This is a genomic window from Mesorhizobium sp. URHB0026 (assembly GCF_054059755.1).
This window is the reverse complement of sequence record NZ_JBSSCN010000001.1, coordinates 865,541-883,152: the sequence shown is the minus strand read 5'-3', so window position 1 is coordinate 883,152 and position 17,612 is coordinate 865,541. Positions and strand designations below refer to the sequence as shown.

Here is a 17,612-nt window from a genome sequence, read left to right as displayed (position 1 = left end):
TTTCCGACCTATCTGTCGTGCTGGGCTCGCAGAGTGGTTGAGGGGCTGCCGCCGTCGGCTCCCTTCATCCGGTTTCAGCTTCGCTACTGAACGCAAGGACCTCGGCCATGGCTGATCAATTGGACAATCAGGCCACCGTTCAGCCGGTCGCCGTGGCCAGCAGCCTGCGCGATCAGGTGGCGACGATCAAGCGGGCGCTGATCGGATCGCCGGTTCGCAAGTGGTTGCTGTGGACGTCGCTCGGCATCATGGGCGTCATTATCGCGACGTCGATCGGCCAGGTCTTGCTCAACCGCTGGAACCAGCCCTTCTACGACGCGCTCGCGCGCCGCGACATGGCGGCCTTCCTGCATCAGCTCATGGTCTTTGCCATGATCGCCGGCGGACTGCTGGTGCTCAATATCGGCCAGACCTGGCTCGACCAGATGATCCGGCTGAAGTTGCGCGAGGCGCTGACGCTGGACCTGATCGACCAGTGGATGCGGCCGGCGCGCGCCTTCCGGCTGGCCAATGCCGGCGCCATCGGCGTCAATCCCGACCAGCGCATGCAGCAGGATGCCGCGCATCTCTCGGACCTGTCGACCGATCTTGGTGTCGGCCTGCTGCAGTCGTTCATCCTGCTCGTGTCCTTCGTCGGTGTGCTGTGGGAACTGTCTTCGGGCTTCGTCTTCCACGTCAACGGCTGGCCGCTGGCGATACCCGGCTATATGGTCTGGGCCGCGTTCCTCTATGCCGGCACCGCCTCGTGGCTGAGCTGGCTGGTCGGCCGGCCGCTCATCAGCCTCAACAGCGACCGCTATACGCGCGAAGCGGAGCTGCGCTCCTCGATGGTGCGCGTCAACGAGAATGTCGATGCCATCGCGCTGTACCGTGGGGAGGATGACGCCAAGCGACGGCTGCAACTCGACCTCGGCACGGTGCTGGGCGCCATGCGGCGCATCTACACCGCCCAGATCAATCTATCCTGGGTAACCGATACCTATGGCTGGATCACGGTCGTGGCGCCGATCCTGGTCGCCTCGCCGGTCTATTTCTCGGGGGACATCAGCTTTGGCGGGCTGATGATGGCGGTCGGGGCCTTCAACCAGGTCCACTCCTCCCTGCGTTGGTTCATCAACAACATCGGCAGCATTGCCGACTGGCGCGCCACGCTGATGCGTGTCGCCGACTTCCGCATCGCGCTCGATGAAACCGATGTGCTGCACGATAAGGAGAAGCGCATCGAATTCGCCGACAACGCCAATGGCAGCCTCACGTTCGAGAAGCTTCAGGTGGCATCGCCTGACGGATGCACCAAGCTCGCCGACCAGCATGTCGAAATCCTTGCCGGCGAGCGCGTCATGATCACCGGCGAGCCGGGCGCCGGAAAGACGCTGTTCTTTCGCGCCATTGCCGGGCTGTGGCCGTGGGGCAGTGGACGCATCGGCCTGCCCGCGGGTGAAACCATCATCTTCGTGCCGCGCGTCCCCTATTTGCCGGCCGGCACGCTGCGCGAAGTCCTCAATCACCCGAACGGGCATGCGCCGGCGAACGACGCCGACATTTCAGCGGTGCTTGCCGAGGTCGGTCTTGGACGCCTGTCGTCGTCGCTCGACCGCGTCGGACGCTGGGACCATGAGTTGGGCGATGACGAACAGCGATTGCTGGGCGTGGCCAGGCTCGCCTTGCGACAGCCGAAATGGGTGATCATCGACGAAGCCATGGATGCGTTCGACGGACCCTCGCTGCGGCGCGTGCTGTCGCTGCTGGAGAAGCGACTGCCCGGGGCCGCGATCCTCAACATCGGGCGCGGACAGCACAACAATCAGTTCTTCCCGCGTTCCCTGACGATCGTTAAGGATTCCGGCGCGCCCTCGCTGAAACCTGCCCACGTCAGGGCGGGTGCCATCGAGCCGCCGCCAGCCGCGGCAAGCCTCCACCACAGGAAGTAGCAGTTTTCCCCCGTTGCGGCCCGTTGCCTGGCCGCCAAAGGCCCTGGCGGTCGACATCTCGCTGCCGGACGAGAAGGAATGCGCCCTGCGACGCGCCGCGCTCGATCGCTGAGCTGTCGCCGGTCAGGCCGGTGGAATCCCAAACTTGCCGCGAACTTCGTCGTAGAGGTCGCGCCGCCAGCGGCGGCCGTGGAGATAACCGTTGATCAGTTCCGGCAATGAATAACCAAGCGCGTCAGACGAGCGGTTGGCCATGTATCCCGCAAATGCCTGTGGTATTCGCCCCCGCAGAATATCGGCGATGATCTGCCGCGCGATCATAAAGGGAGGGATATGGGGGTAGGAGCGAGCGATGTGCGGATGCTTGCTCATCAGGATCGCGTAGGCTTCGACATAGCCGTCCCTGCGGCCTGAAATCGAATTCTGCGAATTGTGCTTCGTCCAGTCGATATCTTCCGACAATTGCGCGCCGAAGCGCTGTGCGAAGCGCAGCAGAAGCTCGCGGTCCTGCATCCGGGGAATGTCGCTGTCATAGCCGCCGATGGCCAGCAAAGCCTCGCGCCTGGCCGTTATCGCCGATCCGGCTATGAAGGCCGTCTGTGCAACCACGGCCCGCTCCAGCATTGGCGGGTTCAGGAAAGCGCCGCGGTTGACGCAGGCGGTGCCACGGCCACCCTTCACCGAGACATATGAGGAGAGCAGGACCTCGAGCGCCGGATTGTCGTCGAACCATGTCAGCGTCCGTGCGAGCCGGTGCGGCAGGAAGAGATCGTCCGAATCGAGAAAAGTCACCACGGGCGCCCGGGCTAGCTCGATGCCGGCATTCCTGGCGGCATTGGCGCCGCGCCACTTCGCGCCGACATAGATCAGCCGGGGGTCATGGATGCGGGCGAGCGCCGCCTCGGTCCCGTCCGTCGAACCATCGTCGACGACGATATGTTCAAATCGCGGCATGCTCTGGGAGAGCACGCTTTCGACGGCGCGGAGCACCGTTTCGCGCCGGTTGTGAGTCGGCGTGATCACCGTGATGAGGGGCGCCTGTTCGGTCTTCCCGATCATATCGCGCCGGCCGCCTCCATCGCGTAAACACCCTTCGCGCCAGGTCCTTTGATCATGGGGATGGCTAAATGGATCGGACTTCCCCCTGGATGGGCTCCTCGGATTCGGTGCGACGCTACAAAAAACAACCTGCCATGTCTCCCCGTCGTGCCGTCGTTCGACCGACCAGGCATGATGAATTCCGGCTCCTGGTGCTTCAACTGCAACACTTTCTCGCCGCAGGAAGACGCGCGGCCGCCTCAAAGGATTGGCAGTCTCGCCTGCGGTGTCCATTTCATTAGCGCTTCAGCAGGAACACTGCCTGCTGGCCAAAGAAATTCCAGAACCACCATGGCATCGACAGGCCGATCTTCTGGCCGTTGGCGTCGAGCGCGGTCGCCTTCTCCACTGTCGCGCCAAGCTCTTCGCACAAGTTGACGAAGTCGCGGATCGTGCAGAAGTGGATGTTGGGCGTGTCGTACCAAGAATAGGGCAGGTCGCTGGTCACAGGCATGCGGCCCTTGACGAACAGCGACAGGCGCACCCGCCAGTGACCGAAATTGGGGAAGGACACGATCGCCCGGTTGCCGATCCTGAGCAGCTCGTCGAGCACCAGCTTCGGGTTGCGGGTGGCCTGCAGGGTCTGCGACAGAACGACGAAGTCAAAGCCCTTGTCGGGATAGAATTCGAGATCGATGTCGGCATCGCCCTGGATGACACTGAGACCGCGCGCCACGCATTCGTTGACGCCACGCTGCGACAGCTCGAGACCACGACCGTCGACCTGCTTGGTGTCTTGCAGCAATTCGAGCAACGAGCCGTCGCCCGAGCCGACGTCGAGCACACGCGATTGCGGCGGGATGAGGTTGGCGACGACCTCAAGGTCGACGCGCTGGCTGCCGTTGACGCTCATGGCTTCGGCTCCGGAACGGCGCATGACCTTGGTCCGAAAAGTCCGCAACTTTTCAGGGTCATGGCTTCGCCTTTCTGTTGGCGCATGACCTTGGTCCGAAAAGTCCGCAACTTTTCAGGGTCATGCGCTGAGCCCCCTGGCGCGCGCGGCCGAGCCGATGAAGCCGTTGATGGCGGCAAACAGTTCCGGCTCGTCGAGCAGGAAGGCGTCGTGGCCGCGATCGGTCTCGATCTCGACGAAGGACACCGAGGCGCCGGCGGCGTTGAGTGCGTGGACGATGGAGCGGCTCTCTTCGGTCGGGAACAGCCAGTCCGATGTGAAGGACACCAGGCAAAAGCGGGTTTTCGTGCCGGCGAAGGCGTCGGCCAGCCGGCCGCCATGGTCGGCGGCGAGGTCGAAATAATCCATCGACCGCGTCATGTAGAGATAGGAGTTGGCATCGAAGCGGTCGACGAAGGTCATGCCCTGGTGGCGCAGATAGCTCTCGATCTGGAAGTCGGCATCGAAGCCGAAGGTCAGCGCTTCGCGGTCCTGCAAATTGCGGCCGAATTTGCGGTGCAGGGCGGCTTCCGACAGATAGGTGATGTGGGCGGCCATGCGCGCCACCGCCAGCCCTTTCTCCGGACGCTTGCCATGCTCGAAATATTTGCCGCCATGCCAGTCCGGATCGGCCATCACAGCCTGCCGCCCGACTTCGTGGAAGGCGATGTTCTGTGACGAATGGCGCGCCCCGGTGGCGATCGGCAGCGCCGAGAACACGCGCTCGGGATAGCTCGACGCCCATTCCAGAACCTGCATGCCGCCCATCGAGCCACCGAGCACGCAGAAAAGTTTCTCGATGCCGAAATGGTCGATCAGCATCTGCTGCGCGCGCACCATGTCACGGATGGTGATGACCGGCAGGTCGAGGCCATAGGGTTTACCCGTTGCCGCGTTGGTCGAGGCCGGACCGGTGGAACCCAGGCAGCCGCCGATGACATTGGAGCAGATGACGAAGAAACGGCTGGTATCGATGATCTTGCCCGGTCCGATCAGCACTTCCCACCAACCGGGCTTGCCGGTTACCGGATTGGTGCTGGCGACATGCTGGTCACCGGTCAGCGCATGACAGACGAGGATGGCATTGGAACGGGCATCGTTCAGCGTGCCATAGGTCTGGTAGGCGATCTGGAACGGCGACAGCAGCGTGCCGGCGTCGAGCTTGAGCGGCTTGTCGGGCCCGAACCGCAACACCGGGCTCGACGGTTGGTCGGCCTCGTTGTTGGTCTTTCCTGCACGCAGAGCGGCCATCACGTCCCTCTTGCTGCACCGTGCGCTCGTGGAAATCGCTACCGATCTCCGCCGCCGATGCGTCCGTCCGTCCGGTCGCGGACAACAAAAAACCGGCATTGCCTTCGCAAAGCCGGTTACGTCACGCAAACGGCCCTTTAGCGAATTGTTTAACGTGGCTGCAAGCCGACCGGCCAAATCACCACGGAACTGTCATGGTCTTTCTAGAACCCGCCTGCCTCGCCGTCAATGGCGGCGGCTGGCACCACTGCCACCTCTCGACATTGCGAGCCATGGCCTGTATTTCCGCAGCGGCCTCCGGATGGAGGCGTTTTCGACGGATTTTGCAAGTTATGAACCAGACACCGGATCAGGCACGTCCAACTCCGCGCGCGGGCATCATGGACATAGAGGCCTATGTGCCCGGCAAAAGCTCGGCACCCGCCGGTGTCGCCAAGGTCTACAAGCTGTCGTCGAACGAGAATCCGCTTGGGCCTTCGCCGAAGGCGATCGAGGCCGCGCGCGAAGTCGCCGGCAAGCTCGACATCTATCCCGACGGTACCGCCAGGCGGTTGCGCGAGGCAATCGCCGAGGTGCATGGCCTCAACGCGCAAAACATCATCTGCTCCAATGGGTCGGACGAAATCCTCGGCCTGTTGGCGCAGACCTATCTCGCGCCCGGCGACGAGGCTATGTTCACCGAGCACGCCTTCATGGTCTACAAGATCTACATCCAGTCGGCAGGCGCTACCCCGGTCGTGGTCAAGGAGACCGACGAGCGCGCCGACATCGATGCGATGCTGGCGGCCGTCACGCCGCGCACGAAAATCGTGTTCCTGGCCAATCCCAACAACCCGACCGGCACCTATGTGCCGTTCCAGGAGGTGCGCCGCCTTCACGCCGGACTGCCGGGAAACGTGCTTCTGGTGCTCGACGCGGCCTACGCCGAATATGTTCGCCGCAACGATTACGAAGCCGGCATTGAGCTGGCCGGCAGCGCCGAGAACGTGGTGATGACCCGCACCTTCTCCAAGATCGGGCTGGGTGGCGCGCGCATCGGCTGGATGTATGGTCCCCTGCATATCGTCGACGCCATCAATCGTGTGCGCGGCCCCTTCAACGTCAATGCTACAGCGATCGAGGCCGGCATCGCCGCGATCCGCGACCGTGCCCATGTCGAGCGAAGCGTGGCGCATAACGAGACCTGGCTCACCTGGCTGAGCGGCGAAGTGGCCGGGCTGGGGCTGCGCGTGACGCCGAGCGTCGGCAATTTCCTGCTCATTCATTTTCCCGACGATCAGAAGCATTCCGCAGCGGCGGCTGACGATTATCTGAGCGCGCGCGGCTATATATTGCGGCGCGTTTCAGGCTACGGCTTTCCCAACGCGCTTCGCATGACGGTCGGTACCGAAGAGGCCAATCGCGGCGTTGTCGCCGCGCTCACGACATTCCTGAAAAGCTAGAACGTCTGAAAAGCTGGAACACCATGGCACCACCGATGTTCGAAAAGATCGCGCTGGTCGGCATTGGCCTGATCGGCTCGTCTCTGGCCCGCGTCATCCGACGCGAGGGTTTGGCTCGCCATGTCGCCATCTCGACGCGCAGCCCGGCAACGCTTAAGCGAGCCGAGGAACTGGGCCTTGGCGATTCCTACACCACCGATGCCGAGGACGCGGTGCGTGATGCCGATCTGGTCGTTGTCTCCGTGCCGGTCGGCTCATCCGGCGCTGTAGCGGAGGAAATCGCGCCGGCGCTGAAAAAGGGGGCGATCCTCACCGATGTCGGCTCGACCAAGGCCTCGGTTATCGCGCAGATGCAGCCGCATGTGCCCGAAGGCGTCCATTTCATTCCCGGCCATCCGCTGGCGGGCACCGAAAAATCCGGCCCGGATGCCGGATTTGCCGACCTGTTCGACAATCGCTGGTGCATCTTCACGCCGGTGCCGGGCACCGATCCGGATGCGCTGGAACGGCTGTCGGAATTCTGGCGCCGCTGCGGCGCCAACATCGACACGATGGACCCGCAGCATCACGACATGACGCTGGCCATCGTCTCGCATCTGCCGCACATCATCGCCTACAACATTGTCGGCACCGCCGACGATCTGGAATCGGTGACCAAGACGGAAGTGATCAAATATTCCGCCTCCGGTTTTCGCGATTTCACGCGTCTGGCTGCCTCCGATCCGACCATGTGGCGAGACGTGTGCCTGCACAACAAGGATGCCATCCTGGAGATGTTGGCGCGGTTCTCGGAAGACCTGGCGTTCCTGCAGCGCGCCATCCGCTGGGGGGACGGCGACAAACTCTTCGACCTGTTCACCCGCACACGCGCCGTGCGCCGCTCGATCATCGAGGCGGGCCAAGATATCGACGCGCCTGATTTTGGCCGCCAGGCGGTCGAGCATCCGGCAAAGAGCTAGGTGATTTTAACCGGCCAGGCCGTTGCCATCATGGCGAGCGTCTCCGCCCGATCGGGCGCGCCCAGCCGGCCGCCGAAGCGCAGGCACTTGAGCGCGGCGGCCGCGCTGGCAAAGCGCAGTGCGTGCTCGACCGCCATGGCTTCCGCCAGCCCGACGGCAAAGGCGCCATGAAAGACATCGCCGGCGGCCAGCGTATCGACCGCCTTGATCCTCGGTGCCTCGACATGGCGGGATGATCCGGTGCTTCGCTCGAACCACCAGGTACCCGCCGCGCCGCCGGTGACCGCGACGAACGCATCGGTGCGGGAGGCCAGATCGATGCAGGCGGTCTCCAGATCCAGCGCGTGGCCGCATATGATGCGGACCGCCGGCTCGGAGGCGACGATGTGCGAGGCCAGCGGCAATAATCGCTCCAGTACCGCCAGGGGCGCGGTATCGGCATCGAGTATAGCTGGGCGGCCGGCGGCGCGCGCCGCCTTCAGGGCAAGTGCCGCGGCGCCCGGCCAGCGCACGTCGGCCAGTACCGTGTCGAATGCCGTTATGTCGGTGAACGGCAAAACCTCGGGATCAGCCTGAGCGCGCGCGTCGTAGAAAGGCACGATGATCCGCTCGCCATGCGCATCGACCAGGATCGAGGCCAGTGCCGAGCGGGCGCCGCTGACGCGGCGTACATGGCTGCAATCGACGCCTTCGGCCTCTATCCCGGCAATCAGCAGATCGCCGACCGGATCGTCGCCGGCGCTCGCCCATAGCGACACCTCGGCACCCAGGCGATGCGCGGCGCAGGCCGCGCTCGTGGCCATGCCCGAGGCGATCTGGACGCCGTCCGAGGCGATGAACTTTCCTTGATGCGTGGGCAGCGATTCGACACGAAGAATAGTGTCAAGCGTCAGTGCGCCGACGCTCAGGAGCTTTGCCGGCCTCTCCATCCGTTAGTTGACCGGTTTGATCTTGCCCAGCGGAATGAAGCCAAGGGAAGCCTTGCCCTTGATCACTTTCAGCGGCATCGACGGTTCGCTGCCAAGCAGTGCCAGGGCGCCAAAACCCTGCTCGATCGCATTCTTCTGCTCGGGTATGGCGCCAGCAAGAATAGATGCCACTGCCTTGGGATCCTTGATCCTAATCATCAGGTCGGCGTCGACCAAGCCTTCGGCATCGACCGACAGCGGCCCGGAAACGGTCACGCGCGCCGTGCCGGACGACAGATCGAGGTTCCGGATTTCGATCCGCTGGCCGCGCAGGCTTTTCACCTGCGTGCCGATCAGCGCCACGCCGTTCTTCAGTGTCACGTCGCCGCTGGCATCGAGCGCCGGCAACACCCGCCCGCCGATCGCGTCGGCATCGATCTCGAGATCGCCAAAGCTGCCGACATAGTCGAGATCGCCGTTGTTGGGCTGCAACTGGCCTGACGCTTTGCCGGCACTGAACAGTTCCACCGGATCGGTGTCGTCGGCCGGGTCGGTCTGGCCCGACAGGCCCTCGGCCTGCAGCGCTACACGCCGCGGCAGCGGGTACCACAATTTGACGTTGGCCTGCAGATTGTCCCAGTCGATCCAGAGCGGCATCATGCCGGGGACTGAGGTCCGGAGCGGACCGCGTAGATTGGCAACAGGCGACAAAGGCTGGACAATCTGAGCGACGGCGTTGAAGGAGCCGGCCGAGGCGGCAATGTTTTTGGCATCGTCTTCATACGCCAGACTGTCGCAGGAGAGCGTGAAGCTCAGGGGATAGCCACCGACCTGGAGATTGGCGCAACCGGCCTCGATCCCGCTCTTGTTGAGCGTGGCAACCACCTTGCCGGCCTCGGACCGGACCCTGTTGGCAAGATAGAACCAGCCGGCGCTGTAAACGGCGAACAGCACGAGGATGAACGTGGCAAGCCACCACAGCCGGCGACGGTTACCCGGTTGGCGTTCGTCACTTGACGTCATGCTTTGGCTCTCGTTAACGCATGGATGGTGTGGACGGATTCTCAGGTTCCGAACACTAGGTAGACAGAGATGGATGGAAAAAACACCGGTTACCGGTGCGGTGCTGCCATTCTTTTACAATCAGGCGCGGTGATATGGGCGATTTTTGGGTGTTCGGCTACGGTTCGCTGATCTGGCGGCCGGGTTTCGCTCATGTCGAGACACGACGCGCCCGTCTGAATGGCTATCGCCGCTCGCTCTGCGTCTATTCCTTCGTCCATCGCGGCACACGCCAGCGGCCCGGACTGGTGCTTGGCCTCGACCATGGCGGCTCCTGCGTCGGCCTCGCGTACCGCGTGCCTGGCGAATTGCGCGACGAGGTCATTGCCTATCTGCGCGAGCGCGAACTCGTCACCAGCGTCTATCTCGAGCGGACGCTCAAGGTTCGCCTCGACGGCGGTGGCGCGGTGGAAGCCGTGGCCTACATCGTCGACCGCAAGCACGAGCAATATGCGGGCGCGCTGGACGCGGCGGATGCGGCGGCCGTGGTGCGCGGCGCGGTCGGCCGATCCGGCGACAACGAGGATTATGTGCTGAGCACGCTGAAGCATCTGAAAGCGCTCGAGATTCGCGACCACTGGCTGGAGGACGTGGCGCAGCGGATAGCGACTTTGTGAAGCCTGGCTCCGCGGAAAAGGTGGCCAGGCCTTTGACGTCGATGCGGCAAGACCTAGGTTAGGCTCCGAACCCAGCCAGCGGGCGGCATCCGCCCGGTCCCAATCATCACGGAGATCCGTCTTGCAGAAACGCCGTCTCGGTCGCACCGACCTTTCCATCGCGCCGCTGGTTCTGGGTGGCAATGTCTTCGGCTGGACCGCCGATGAGAAGACTTCTTTCGATCTGCTCGATCGCTTTGTCGGGGCTGGCCTCAATGCCATCGACACGGCCGACGCCTATTCGCGCTGGGTTCCCGGCAACAAGGGCGGTGAATCGGAAACCATCATCGGCAAATGGATGAAGGATCGTGGCAATCGCGACAAGGTCGTGGTGATCACCAAGGTCGGCTCGGACATGGGGCAGGGCCACAAGGACCTGTCGGCCGCCTATATCGAAAAGGCGGTCGATGCATCGCTGAAGCGGCTGCAGACCGAGTTCATCGACCTTTACCTGTCGCACTGGCCGGATCCGACCACGCCCTATGAGGAAACCCTCGGCGCCTATGAGAAACTGCTCGCCAAGGGCAAGATCCGCTATGCCGGCTGTTCCAACCTCGACGCCGGCCAGTTGCGCGCGGCACTTGACGTGGCAAGCCTGCGCGGCCTGCCGCGCTATGAGGTGCTGCAGCCGGAATACAATCTCTATGACCGCTCCTCCTTCGATGGCCCGCTGCGCGATCTCTGCGTGGCGGAGGATATCGGCGTCATCACCTATTTCAGCCTGGCCAAGGGCTTTCTCAGCGGCAAGTATCGCAGCGAGGCCGATCTCGGCCAAAGCGAGCGCGGCGGCGGGGTAAAAGACTACCTCAATGCGCGTGGCATGCGCATCCTGGCGGCGCTGGACGCGGTGTCGGCGAGGCATTCGGCCAAACAGGCGGAAGTGGCGCTTGCGTGGGTTATCGCGCGGCCCGGCGTCACCGCGCCAATCGCCAGTGCGACCAAGCCTGAGCAGATGGACAGCCTGATCCGCGCGGCGTCGCTGAAGCTGTCCGCGGACGACATGGCCGAACTCGACAAAGCCAGCGCCTGAGGCTACCGCCGGCGCCGCACGCAGGAACGTCCAAGACGGTCCTCTGCTGCCATACCGTCCTTCGCAATGGGGCTCAGGGCGGAGGATCAGATGGCCGGACCGTTTGTCTCGCAGCCGGAGCTTTGGCGGCAATTGCTCACGCTGTTGTTGGCCGCCACTGTCGTCATGGGCAGCCCGGAACCGGCGACGATAAGCGTTACCACGGTGCTGGCGGTGTACAGCTCACGGCCCGTGGTCAGAAGGCTTCAGGCCTCCTCGCCGAGATCCCGAAGCCGCTTCACCGCCGTTGGCGGCAGGACCGGCGGGTTGGATGCGCGGGATGCCTCGAGGAGAAGCTGGTCGCAGGCAGCCTCGGTCTCACCGATCAGCCGCGCCATGAACTCGTCCTTGCCCAGGCCAGGCGGTATAGGCCGCAGGAAGCGCGCCTTGACGGTGCCGGGATAGCGCAGGAACTTGCGGCGCGGCCAATAGAGGCCAGCGACATGGGCGACCGGCACGACCGGAACGCCAAGCTGCGAATAGATTTCGACGATGCCGTATTTGTAGGCCGGCTCGTCGCCCGGCGCCCGGCGCGTGCCCTCCGGATAGATGATTAGCTGGCGCGGGTTGCGCGCCATTTCTTCCTTGGTCGCCGCGACCACGGCCTTCAAGGCCTTGGAGCGGCTGCCACGATGCACCGGGATCATCCGCATCTTCAAGATGTACCAGCCGAAGAAGGGGATCCAGGTCAGCTCGCGCTTGAGGATGTAGAGCGGGTCCTGGAGGAAAGGAAAGAAGGCGATGGCGTCCCAGAACGACTGGTGCTTGGGCGCCAGGATGAAGGAACCCTCGGGCAGGTTTTCCTGCCCGGTGATGTCGTTTTTGGTGCCGGCGATCTTGTCATAGAGCCACATCGAGGTGCGCGACCAGAATTTCGGCACGAACCAGGCGCGGTCGCGGGGCGACAGGAAATAGTACGGGGTCCAGAGGATCATCTGGACGATCAGATTGACGTAGAAGACGAAATTGAAGGCCAGCGATCGGACATAGAGCATGGGGAGGGTCCGGTGAGAAAGTGTGGTTGGTTACACCAAGCGCGGAGAAAAAGGAAACGGTGCGATACTGCCCCGTCCTACCAGGTCGCCTGCGCCAGGCGTTCCCTCAGGCGCGGGGCGGCGAAGTCGAGGAAGGCGCGCAGTTTCACCGGCAGCCGGCCCTGGCCCGCATGCACCAGGTTTACCGGCCAAGGCTCGGGTTCGAAATCCCCGAGCACGGGGCGCAGTGTTCCCGAGCGTGCGGCGGCGACGATCTGGTAGGAAAGCACCCGCGTCAGTCCGACACCGGCGATCGCCGCATCAATCGCCGCCTCGGCGGTGTTGACCCGGAGCCTTGATCGGACCGGCACGACACAATCAGCCTTGTCCACGGTGAAGGTCCAGGTGGCGAGCGAGCCAAGGCCCTCGAAGGTAATGCAGCTGTGCGTCTCGAGATCTCCGGGAGTTTCCGGAATGCCGCGTCCGGCCAGATAGGCAGGGCTTGCGCAGACAACGTGACCGATCGAACCGACCCTGATGGCGACCATGCGCGAATCCGGCAGCCTGCCGATACGGACGGCGAGGTCGATATGATCCTCGGCCAACTGGCTTATCCTGTCGCCGAGCGTCAGGCGGATATCCACCAGGGGATAGGCGGCGAGGAAGTCGGTGACGACCGGTAGCACGTGAAGACGGCCGAAGACGATTGGCGCGGTGATGATCAATTCCCCTGTCGGGGCGCTGTATTCGCCGCCGGCGGCGCGTTCGGCGTCGCCGACCTCGTCGAGGATGCGGCGGCAGGCAGCGAGATAGGCATGGCCAGCGTCGGTCAGTGTCAGCCGCCGCGTCGAGCGGTTCAACAGGCGTGTCTTCAGGTGCCGCTCCAGGTCGGAGACCTTGCGGCTGACTGTTGCCAGGGGAACGTCCGAACGGCGCGCGGCGGCGGAAAGGCTGCCGCCTTCCGCCGCCGCGACGAAAAGAGACATGGCTTCGAGGCGATCCATCATTTGTTCCAGAAAATGGAAGGGTTGATTGCAGATATGGCATCTACATCCGCAAGATGGAAGGCTGCATATAGTGGGGGCACACCTCAACCAGGAAATCTCCATGCCCCGCATCGCTACGCCTTCGTCTATCGCTGCCGCTCCCGCCGCCGCGCAGCCCATGCTGCAAGCGGTGGAAAGACAGCTTGGTGTCGTGCCGAACCTGTTTCGGATGGTCGCCAACAGTCCGGCGGCGTTGGATGGCTATCTCGGCATGATGGGAGCGCTTGCCAAGGGCCGGCTTCCGGCGCCGACGCGAGAGCGCATCGCGCTGGCGATCGCCGAAATCAATGGGTGCAACTACTGTCTGTGCGCGCACACCTATCTCGGCAAGACGCTCGCAAGCCTCGATGATGCCGAGATGATGGCCAATCGCCATGGCGGCTCCATGGATCCCAAGGCAGCCGCGGCGGTGCGTTTTGCGGCCCGGGTTGCGCAAAGCCGCGGACATGTCGCCCAGGACGATATCGCCGCTGTCAGGCTCGCGGGCTATGACGACGGAGAGATCATCGAGATTGTCCAGCATGTCGCCCTGAACGTCTGGACCAACTATATCAATGAGGTTGCCCAGACCGAGATCGATTTTCCGGTTGTTTCCGCCCGCGATGCTGCCTGAATCCGGATAGGAGCGGCGGTGCCCGCCGGTCCCCACCTTCATGCCGCAGAGGAATCCCATGTCTGAGAGCCGCCCGCCGCTTCCGCCTTTCACCGCCGAGACGTCAGCCCAGAAAGCGCGCATGGCCGAGGATGCCTGGAACTCGCGCGATCCGGCGCGGGTGGCTCTCGCCTATACGGCGGACAGCCGCTGGCGCAACCGCGCCGAGTTCCTGCAGGGCCGCGATGCCATCCAGGCGTTCCTGACGCGCAAATGGAGCCGCGAGCTCGACTACCGGCTCATCAAGGAGGTCTGGGCCTTCCACGGCAACCGCATCGCCGTGCGCTTCGCCTATGAATGGCGCGACGACAGCGGCTCATGGTTCCGCAGCTACGGCAACGAGAACTGGGAGTTCGACGAGCACGGGCTGATGCGGCTACGCATCGCCAGCATCAACGACCTGCCGATCGCCGAAGCCGAGCGCAAATATCACTGGCCGCTCGGCCGGCGGCCGGACGACCATCCGACCTTGTCGGAGCTCGGTCTTTAGAAGCATTCATGCAAGGAGGTTTCGATGAACGCACACGCTTTTACCAGCGATGTCGCCTTCACGCCGACGGTGAAGGCGATCCAGGCGCGCAAGGGCTCGCGCCAGTCCTACGCCCGCGTCGAGGAGCGCGGCGGCTGGCAGTCGGCGATCACACCGGACCTTGCCGCGTTCATCGAAATGCAGACCAGCATCTTCCTGTCGACGGCCAATGGCGATGGCCAGCCCTACATGCAGCACCGCGGCGGGCCTGCTGGCTTTCTCAAGGTACTCGACGAAAAGACGATCGGCTTCGCGGATTTCTCCGGCAACAAGCAATTCATCACGCAGGGCAATCTGGCCGACAATCCGAGGGCCTTCCTGTTCCTGATCGACTACATGATGCGCCAGCGCATCAAGATCTGGGGTACGGCGCGCGTTGTCGAGGACGATGCCGAGTTGACGGCGAGGCTGATGCCGCCGGACTACAAGGCGCGTCCCGAGCAGATCATCCTGTTCACCGTCTCGGCATGGGATGCCAATTGTCCGCAACATATACCGCAGCGCTTCGAGGCGGCTGATGTGGCAGCCGCGCTTGGCGAGCGCGACCGGCGCATCCAAGACCTTGAACGAGAGATCGCGCGCCTCAAGGGCGTTTCAGGGGCTGTCGCCAAGCAATGACGCGGCTCAGCCGCCGGCGGCGGTCTCGGCCAGCGCGATTCCCTCGGGCGTAGATTTCACCGGGATAAACCCGCGAGCCAGCGCCAGCAGATACTTGGTGTATTCGGTGAACAGCACACGCACGGCCCGCGGCTTGGTCAGCCAACTGCCATTATCCAGGTTGGAATTGACCACCGGGTAGGGTTCGAGCTTGGCGCCATGCAGCAGCCGGCCCATCTCCAAAAGGCTGCGCGGCATGTGATAATTGTTGGTGACCAGGATCACCGTGCCATAGGCATGGTTTTCCACCCATTTGGCGCTTTCCTCGGCATTGCCGATCGTGTCGAGCGCGGCGCGATCGATGTCGACGCAGCAGGAAAACAGTTTCTTGTCGCCGCCGGTCGCCGCCTGAAGCTGGCGCCGGCTGGCCGAGGGGTGCACGCCGCTGATCAAGAGCCGCTCGCCCTTGCCGGATGCGAGCAGCTCCATCGCGGCGTCGAGGCGCGACTGGCCGCCGGTCAGCACGATGATGGCGTCGGCCTTGGCCGGGTTGGCGGGCGTGGTCAGATGACTGACCTTGCTGGCGAACCAGCCAAAGCCGCCAGCGAACACTGTTGCAAGCACAAGCAGGGAGAGAGCGGAGAAGCGAAGGGCGGTCCTTAGATGGCTAACCCTGCCAAGGCCGCGCCAACGGTCAACCACCACTGGCAGCTGTCCAGCCGTCCCGGTCGAGTCCCGCACATCCATGATCATATAGTTAATCCTCAAATGCGGCCCTTGATAGGTAAAAGACGCACTTTGCGTTACGCGAATTCTCTATCCGTGATCGCCCTGTTTCCATCCAAGCCAGGACGAGGCCCTTTCATGCATCGGGCTGGCGAACATCGATGTCGCTGAGATAGGCAACGACGGTGACGTGCGAGGTTGCCGCCGTCAGCGCGCCGATCACCAGCACCATCAGGACGACACCTGCGTAACCCGCCGAACCGATGGCGAAGTTACCGAACAAAGCGGTTGCCTGATCGGCCTGCGGGGTTGCCATGTTGCGTGACGACCACCAGGAGAACACGATGAAGACGAGCACCGCCGCCGCCCCGCCGGCGGCCGCGCCCTTCATGCCGGTGACCAGGAAATGCCGGCGGAATTCGCGTGCGATGAACCGCGCCTCGGCGCCGACGAAATGCAGCACCTCGATGATGTGGCCGTTGCCGTCCATGGCCCCACGGGTCGCGAACACCACGGTCAGCACCGTCGCCGACAGCATCAGGGCCAGAACGGCGACGCCTATGGTCACCGTGGTACGGGCCATGGCCACCAGCCGGTCGACCCAGGTGCGGTGGTCGTCGAGCGATGCACTCGGCAGTTTCGGCGTGATCGCGGCGCGCATGGCGGCGAAGTCCGGCGGGCTGCTCTCATCGATGGTGACGATGATGAGGCGCGGCACCGGTAGGTCGTCGATGTTGAGGCCCGAACCCAGCCAGGGCTCCAGCAGTCTCGCGGTCGCTTCGCGGTCGATGATCCGGGTGGCCTTCACGCCAGGGAACTCGCCAGCGATCCGCGAAGCCTGGGTAAGCGCCGCTTCCATGTCGAGGCCGTCGGCCGGCTTGATCTGGATCGTCGCCTCGCGCGAGATCTGGTTTTCCCAAACCGAGGCTGTGTCGCGCACCAGTGTCACCGCGCCGAAGGTCAGGCAGGACAGGAAAGTCATGATGGCGATGACCAGCACCAGCGCGCGGCCGGCAATGTTCTGAGCCGGCACGATCGGCGCCATCTTGCGTTGTGCGCGCGGCCTCGCCTCCACCGCCTCGCCATCCTGCTCCTCGAAATGGTCGGCCGACTGCTCAGTCATAGATATCAAGCCTTCCGCCGGCCAAGATCATGCGGCGCGCGTCGACCTGCTCCATCAGGCCCAGGTCGTGCGTGGCGATCACAACGGCGGTACCAAGCCGGTTGAGCTCGATGAACAGCCGCAGCAGCCGCCGCGCCAGCGGCGGATCGACATTGCCGGTCGGCTCGTCGGCGAGCAGGATCTCCGGCTGCTCGATCAGGGCGCGCGCGATCGCGGCACGCTGCTTCTCGCCGCCGGACAGGACCGGCGGCAGCACATGCATGCGCTCGCCGAGCCCCACCCATTTCAACAACTCGGTGACATCGGTGCGGTAGCTCGCTTCCTCGCGCCCGCGCACGCGCAGCGGCAGCGCGACATTCTCATAGGTGGTCATGTGGTCGAGCAGGCGAAAGTCCTGGAAGACCACGCCGATGCGGCGGCGCAGATGCGGCAGTTCGGCGCGTGAGATGCGCGAGCGGTCCTTGCCGAAGATGGTGATCAGTCCACGCGTCGGTTTCAGCGACATGAACAAAAGGCGCAGCAATGTCGTCTTGCCGGCACCCGAAGGACCGCTCAGGAACTGGAAGGAGCGCTCCGGTATGTGCAGGGAGATGTCGCGGAGGATTTCCGGACCCATGCCATAGCGGAGGCCGACATTTTCAAAGCGAATCAATTTCGACGACCTGAATTTCCCGGCCGCGGCGAACCGGCCTGTTTT

General features: G+C 63.8%; 18 protein-coding genes and 1 riboswitch. Of the genes, 8 read left to right on the top strand and 10 right to left on the bottom strand.

Annotated features, from left to right (window positions below):
• Nucleotides 1-107: 107 nt before the first annotated feature.
• Complete coding sequence (locus ACVWWD_RS04450; RefSeq protein WP_352550776.1) at nucleotides 108-1,931, top strand: ABC transporter ATP-binding protein/permease; 1,824 nt, start codon at nucleotides 108-110, stop codon at nucleotides 1,929-1,931.
• 123 nt (nucleotides 1,932-2,054) lie between these two features.
• Here ACVWWD_RS04450 and ACVWWD_RS04445 read toward each other — a convergent pair whose 3' ends face one another.
• The 3 genes from ACVWWD_RS04445 to metX form a co-directional block, all read right to left on the bottom strand.
• Nucleotides 2,055-2,990 (bottom strand): glycosyltransferase family 2 protein, encoded by a 936-nt coding sequence (locus ACVWWD_RS04445; protein ID WP_023795024.1) that lies wholly within the window; start codon nucleotides 2,988-2,990, stop codon nucleotides 2,055-2,057.
• 277 nt (nucleotides 2,991-3,267) lie between these two features.
• Nucleotides 3,268-3,882: a methionine biosynthesis protein MetW gene (gene metW / locus ACVWWD_RS04440; protein ID WP_352550792.1), complete on the bottom strand. Its 615-nt coding sequence runs from the start codon at nucleotides 3,880-3,882 to the stop codon at nucleotides 3,268-3,270.
• 120 nt (nucleotides 3,883-4,002) lie between these two features.
• Nucleotides 4,003-5,172 (bottom strand): homoserine O-acetyltransferase MetX, encoded by a 1,170-nt coding sequence (gene metX, locus ACVWWD_RS04435; protein ID WP_023795026.1) that lies wholly within the window; start codon nucleotides 5,170-5,172, stop codon nucleotides 4,003-4,005.
• 117 nt (nucleotides 5,173-5,289) lie between these two features.
• Nucleotides 5,290-5,367, bottom strand: a riboswitch (SAM riboswitch).
• Between the two features lie 137 nt (nucleotides 5,368-5,504).
• Between metX and hisC the strand changes: the two genes are divergently transcribed.
• Nucleotides 5,505-6,614, top strand: coding sequence for a histidinol-phosphate transaminase (gene hisC, locus ACVWWD_RS04430; RefSeq protein ID WP_352550779.1), 1,110 nt, complete (start codon nucleotides 5,505-5,507; stop codon nucleotides 6,612-6,614).
• Between the two features lie 23 nt (nucleotides 6,615-6,637).
• Complete coding sequence (locus ACVWWD_RS04425) at nucleotides 6,638-7,573, top strand: prephenate/arogenate dehydrogenase family protein (RefSeq protein WP_352550781.1); 936 nt, start codon at nucleotides 6,638-6,640, stop codon at nucleotides 7,571-7,573.
• Here the strand turns inward: ACVWWD_RS04425 and ACVWWD_RS04420 are convergent.
• Together ACVWWD_RS04420 and ACVWWD_RS04415 are read right to left on the bottom strand one after the other, a co-directional pair.
• Nucleotides 7,570-8,502 (bottom strand): sugar kinase, encoded by a 933-nt coding sequence (locus tag ACVWWD_RS04420; RefSeq protein WP_023783578.1) that lies wholly within the window; start codon nucleotides 8,500-8,502, stop codon nucleotides 7,570-7,572. The genes ACVWWD_RS04425 and ACVWWD_RS04420 overlap by 4 nt on opposite strands.
• A gap of 3 nt (nucleotides 8,503-8,505) precedes the next feature.
• A complete protein-coding gene (locus ACVWWD_RS04415; protein WP_023770801.1) occupies nucleotides 8,506-9,504 on the bottom strand; it encodes a DUF2125 domain-containing protein in 999 nt (332 codons plus the stop codon).
• 134 nt (nucleotides 9,505-9,638) lie between these two features.
• On the opposite strand from ACVWWD_RS04415, the gene ACVWWD_RS04410 reads away from it, so the two are divergent.
• Together ACVWWD_RS04410 and ACVWWD_RS04405 are read left to right on the top strand one after the other, a co-directional pair.
• Nucleotides 9,639-10,160 (top strand): gamma-glutamylcyclotransferase, encoded by a 522-nt coding sequence (locus ACVWWD_RS04410; protein WP_023783577.1) that lies wholly within the window; start codon nucleotides 9,639-9,641, stop codon nucleotides 10,158-10,160.
• Nucleotides 10,161-10,281: 121 nt separating this feature from the next.
• Nucleotides 10,282-11,229 (top strand): aldo/keto reductase, encoded by a 948-nt coding sequence (locus tag ACVWWD_RS04405; protein WP_352550786.1) that lies wholly within the window; start codon nucleotides 10,282-10,284, stop codon nucleotides 11,227-11,229.
• 245 nt (nucleotides 11,230-11,474) lie between these two features.
• Here ACVWWD_RS04405 and ACVWWD_RS04400 read toward each other — a convergent pair whose 3' ends face one another.
• Both ACVWWD_RS04400 and ACVWWD_RS04395 read right to left on the bottom strand, forming a co-directional pair.
• Nucleotides 11,475-12,263 carry a lysophospholipid acyltransferase family protein gene (locus ACVWWD_RS04400; protein ID WP_352550788.1) on the bottom strand — a complete coding sequence of 263 codons (789 nt, stop codon included), beginning with the start codon at nucleotides 12,261-12,263 and terminating at the stop codon, nucleotides 11,475-11,477.
• A gap of 77 nt (nucleotides 12,264-12,340) precedes the next feature.
• Nucleotides 12,341-13,246 (bottom strand): LysR family transcriptional regulator, encoded by a 906-nt coding sequence (locus ACVWWD_RS04395; RefSeq protein WP_023795030.1) that lies wholly within the window; start codon nucleotides 13,244-13,246, stop codon nucleotides 12,341-12,343.
• Between the two features lie 103 nt (nucleotides 13,247-13,349).
• On the opposite strand from ACVWWD_RS04395, the gene ACVWWD_RS04390 reads away from it, so the two are divergent.
• Genes ACVWWD_RS04390 through ACVWWD_RS04380 form a run of 3 tightly spaced genes read left to right on the top strand, consistent with a single transcriptional unit; the run spans nucleotide 13,350 to nucleotide 15,087 of the window.
• Nucleotides 13,350-13,901 carry a carboxymuconolactone decarboxylase family protein gene (locus ACVWWD_RS04390; protein WP_023770796.1) on the top strand — a complete coding sequence of 184 codons (552 nt, stop codon included), beginning with the start codon at nucleotides 13,350-13,352 and terminating at the stop codon, nucleotides 13,899-13,901.
• A 58-nt stretch (nucleotides 13,902-13,959) separates the two neighbouring features.
• On the top strand, nucleotides 13,960-14,430 hold the full coding sequence (locus tag ACVWWD_RS04385; protein ID WP_023770795.1) for a nuclear transport factor 2 family protein: 471 nt from the start codon (nucleotides 13,960-13,962) through the stop codon (nucleotides 14,428-14,430).
• 24 nt (nucleotides 14,431-14,454) lie between these two features.
• The gene (locus ACVWWD_RS04380; protein WP_352548675.1) at nucleotides 14,455-15,087 is read left to right on the top strand and encodes a pyridoxamine 5'-phosphate oxidase family protein; all 633 of its coding nucleotides are present in this window, start codon (nucleotides 14,455-14,457) and stop codon (nucleotides 15,085-15,087) included.
• Nucleotides 15,088-15,093: 6 nt separating this feature from the next.
• Here the strand turns inward: ACVWWD_RS04380 and ACVWWD_RS04375 are convergent, their stop codons facing one another.
• From ACVWWD_RS04375 to ftsE, 3 genes are all read right to left on the bottom strand, one after another.
• A complete protein-coding gene (locus tag ACVWWD_RS04375) occupies nucleotides 15,094-15,819 on the bottom strand; it encodes a YdcF family protein (RefSeq protein ID WP_352548677.1) in 726 nt (241 codons plus the stop codon).
• Between the two features lie 109 nt (nucleotides 15,820-15,928).
• On the bottom strand, nucleotides 15,929-16,915 hold the full coding sequence (locus ACVWWD_RS04370; protein WP_023770793.1) for a cell division protein FtsX: 987 nt from the start codon (nucleotides 16,913-16,915) through the stop codon (nucleotides 15,929-15,931).
• On the bottom strand, nucleotides 16,908-17,567 hold the full coding sequence (ftsE, locus tag ACVWWD_RS04365; RefSeq protein WP_027023302.1) for a cell division ATP-binding protein FtsE: 660 nt from the start codon (nucleotides 17,565-17,567) through the stop codon (nucleotides 16,908-16,910). Before ftsE ends, ACVWWD_RS04370 begins: the two co-directional genes overlap by 8 nt.
• Nucleotides 17,568-17,612: the final 45 nt, after the last annotated feature.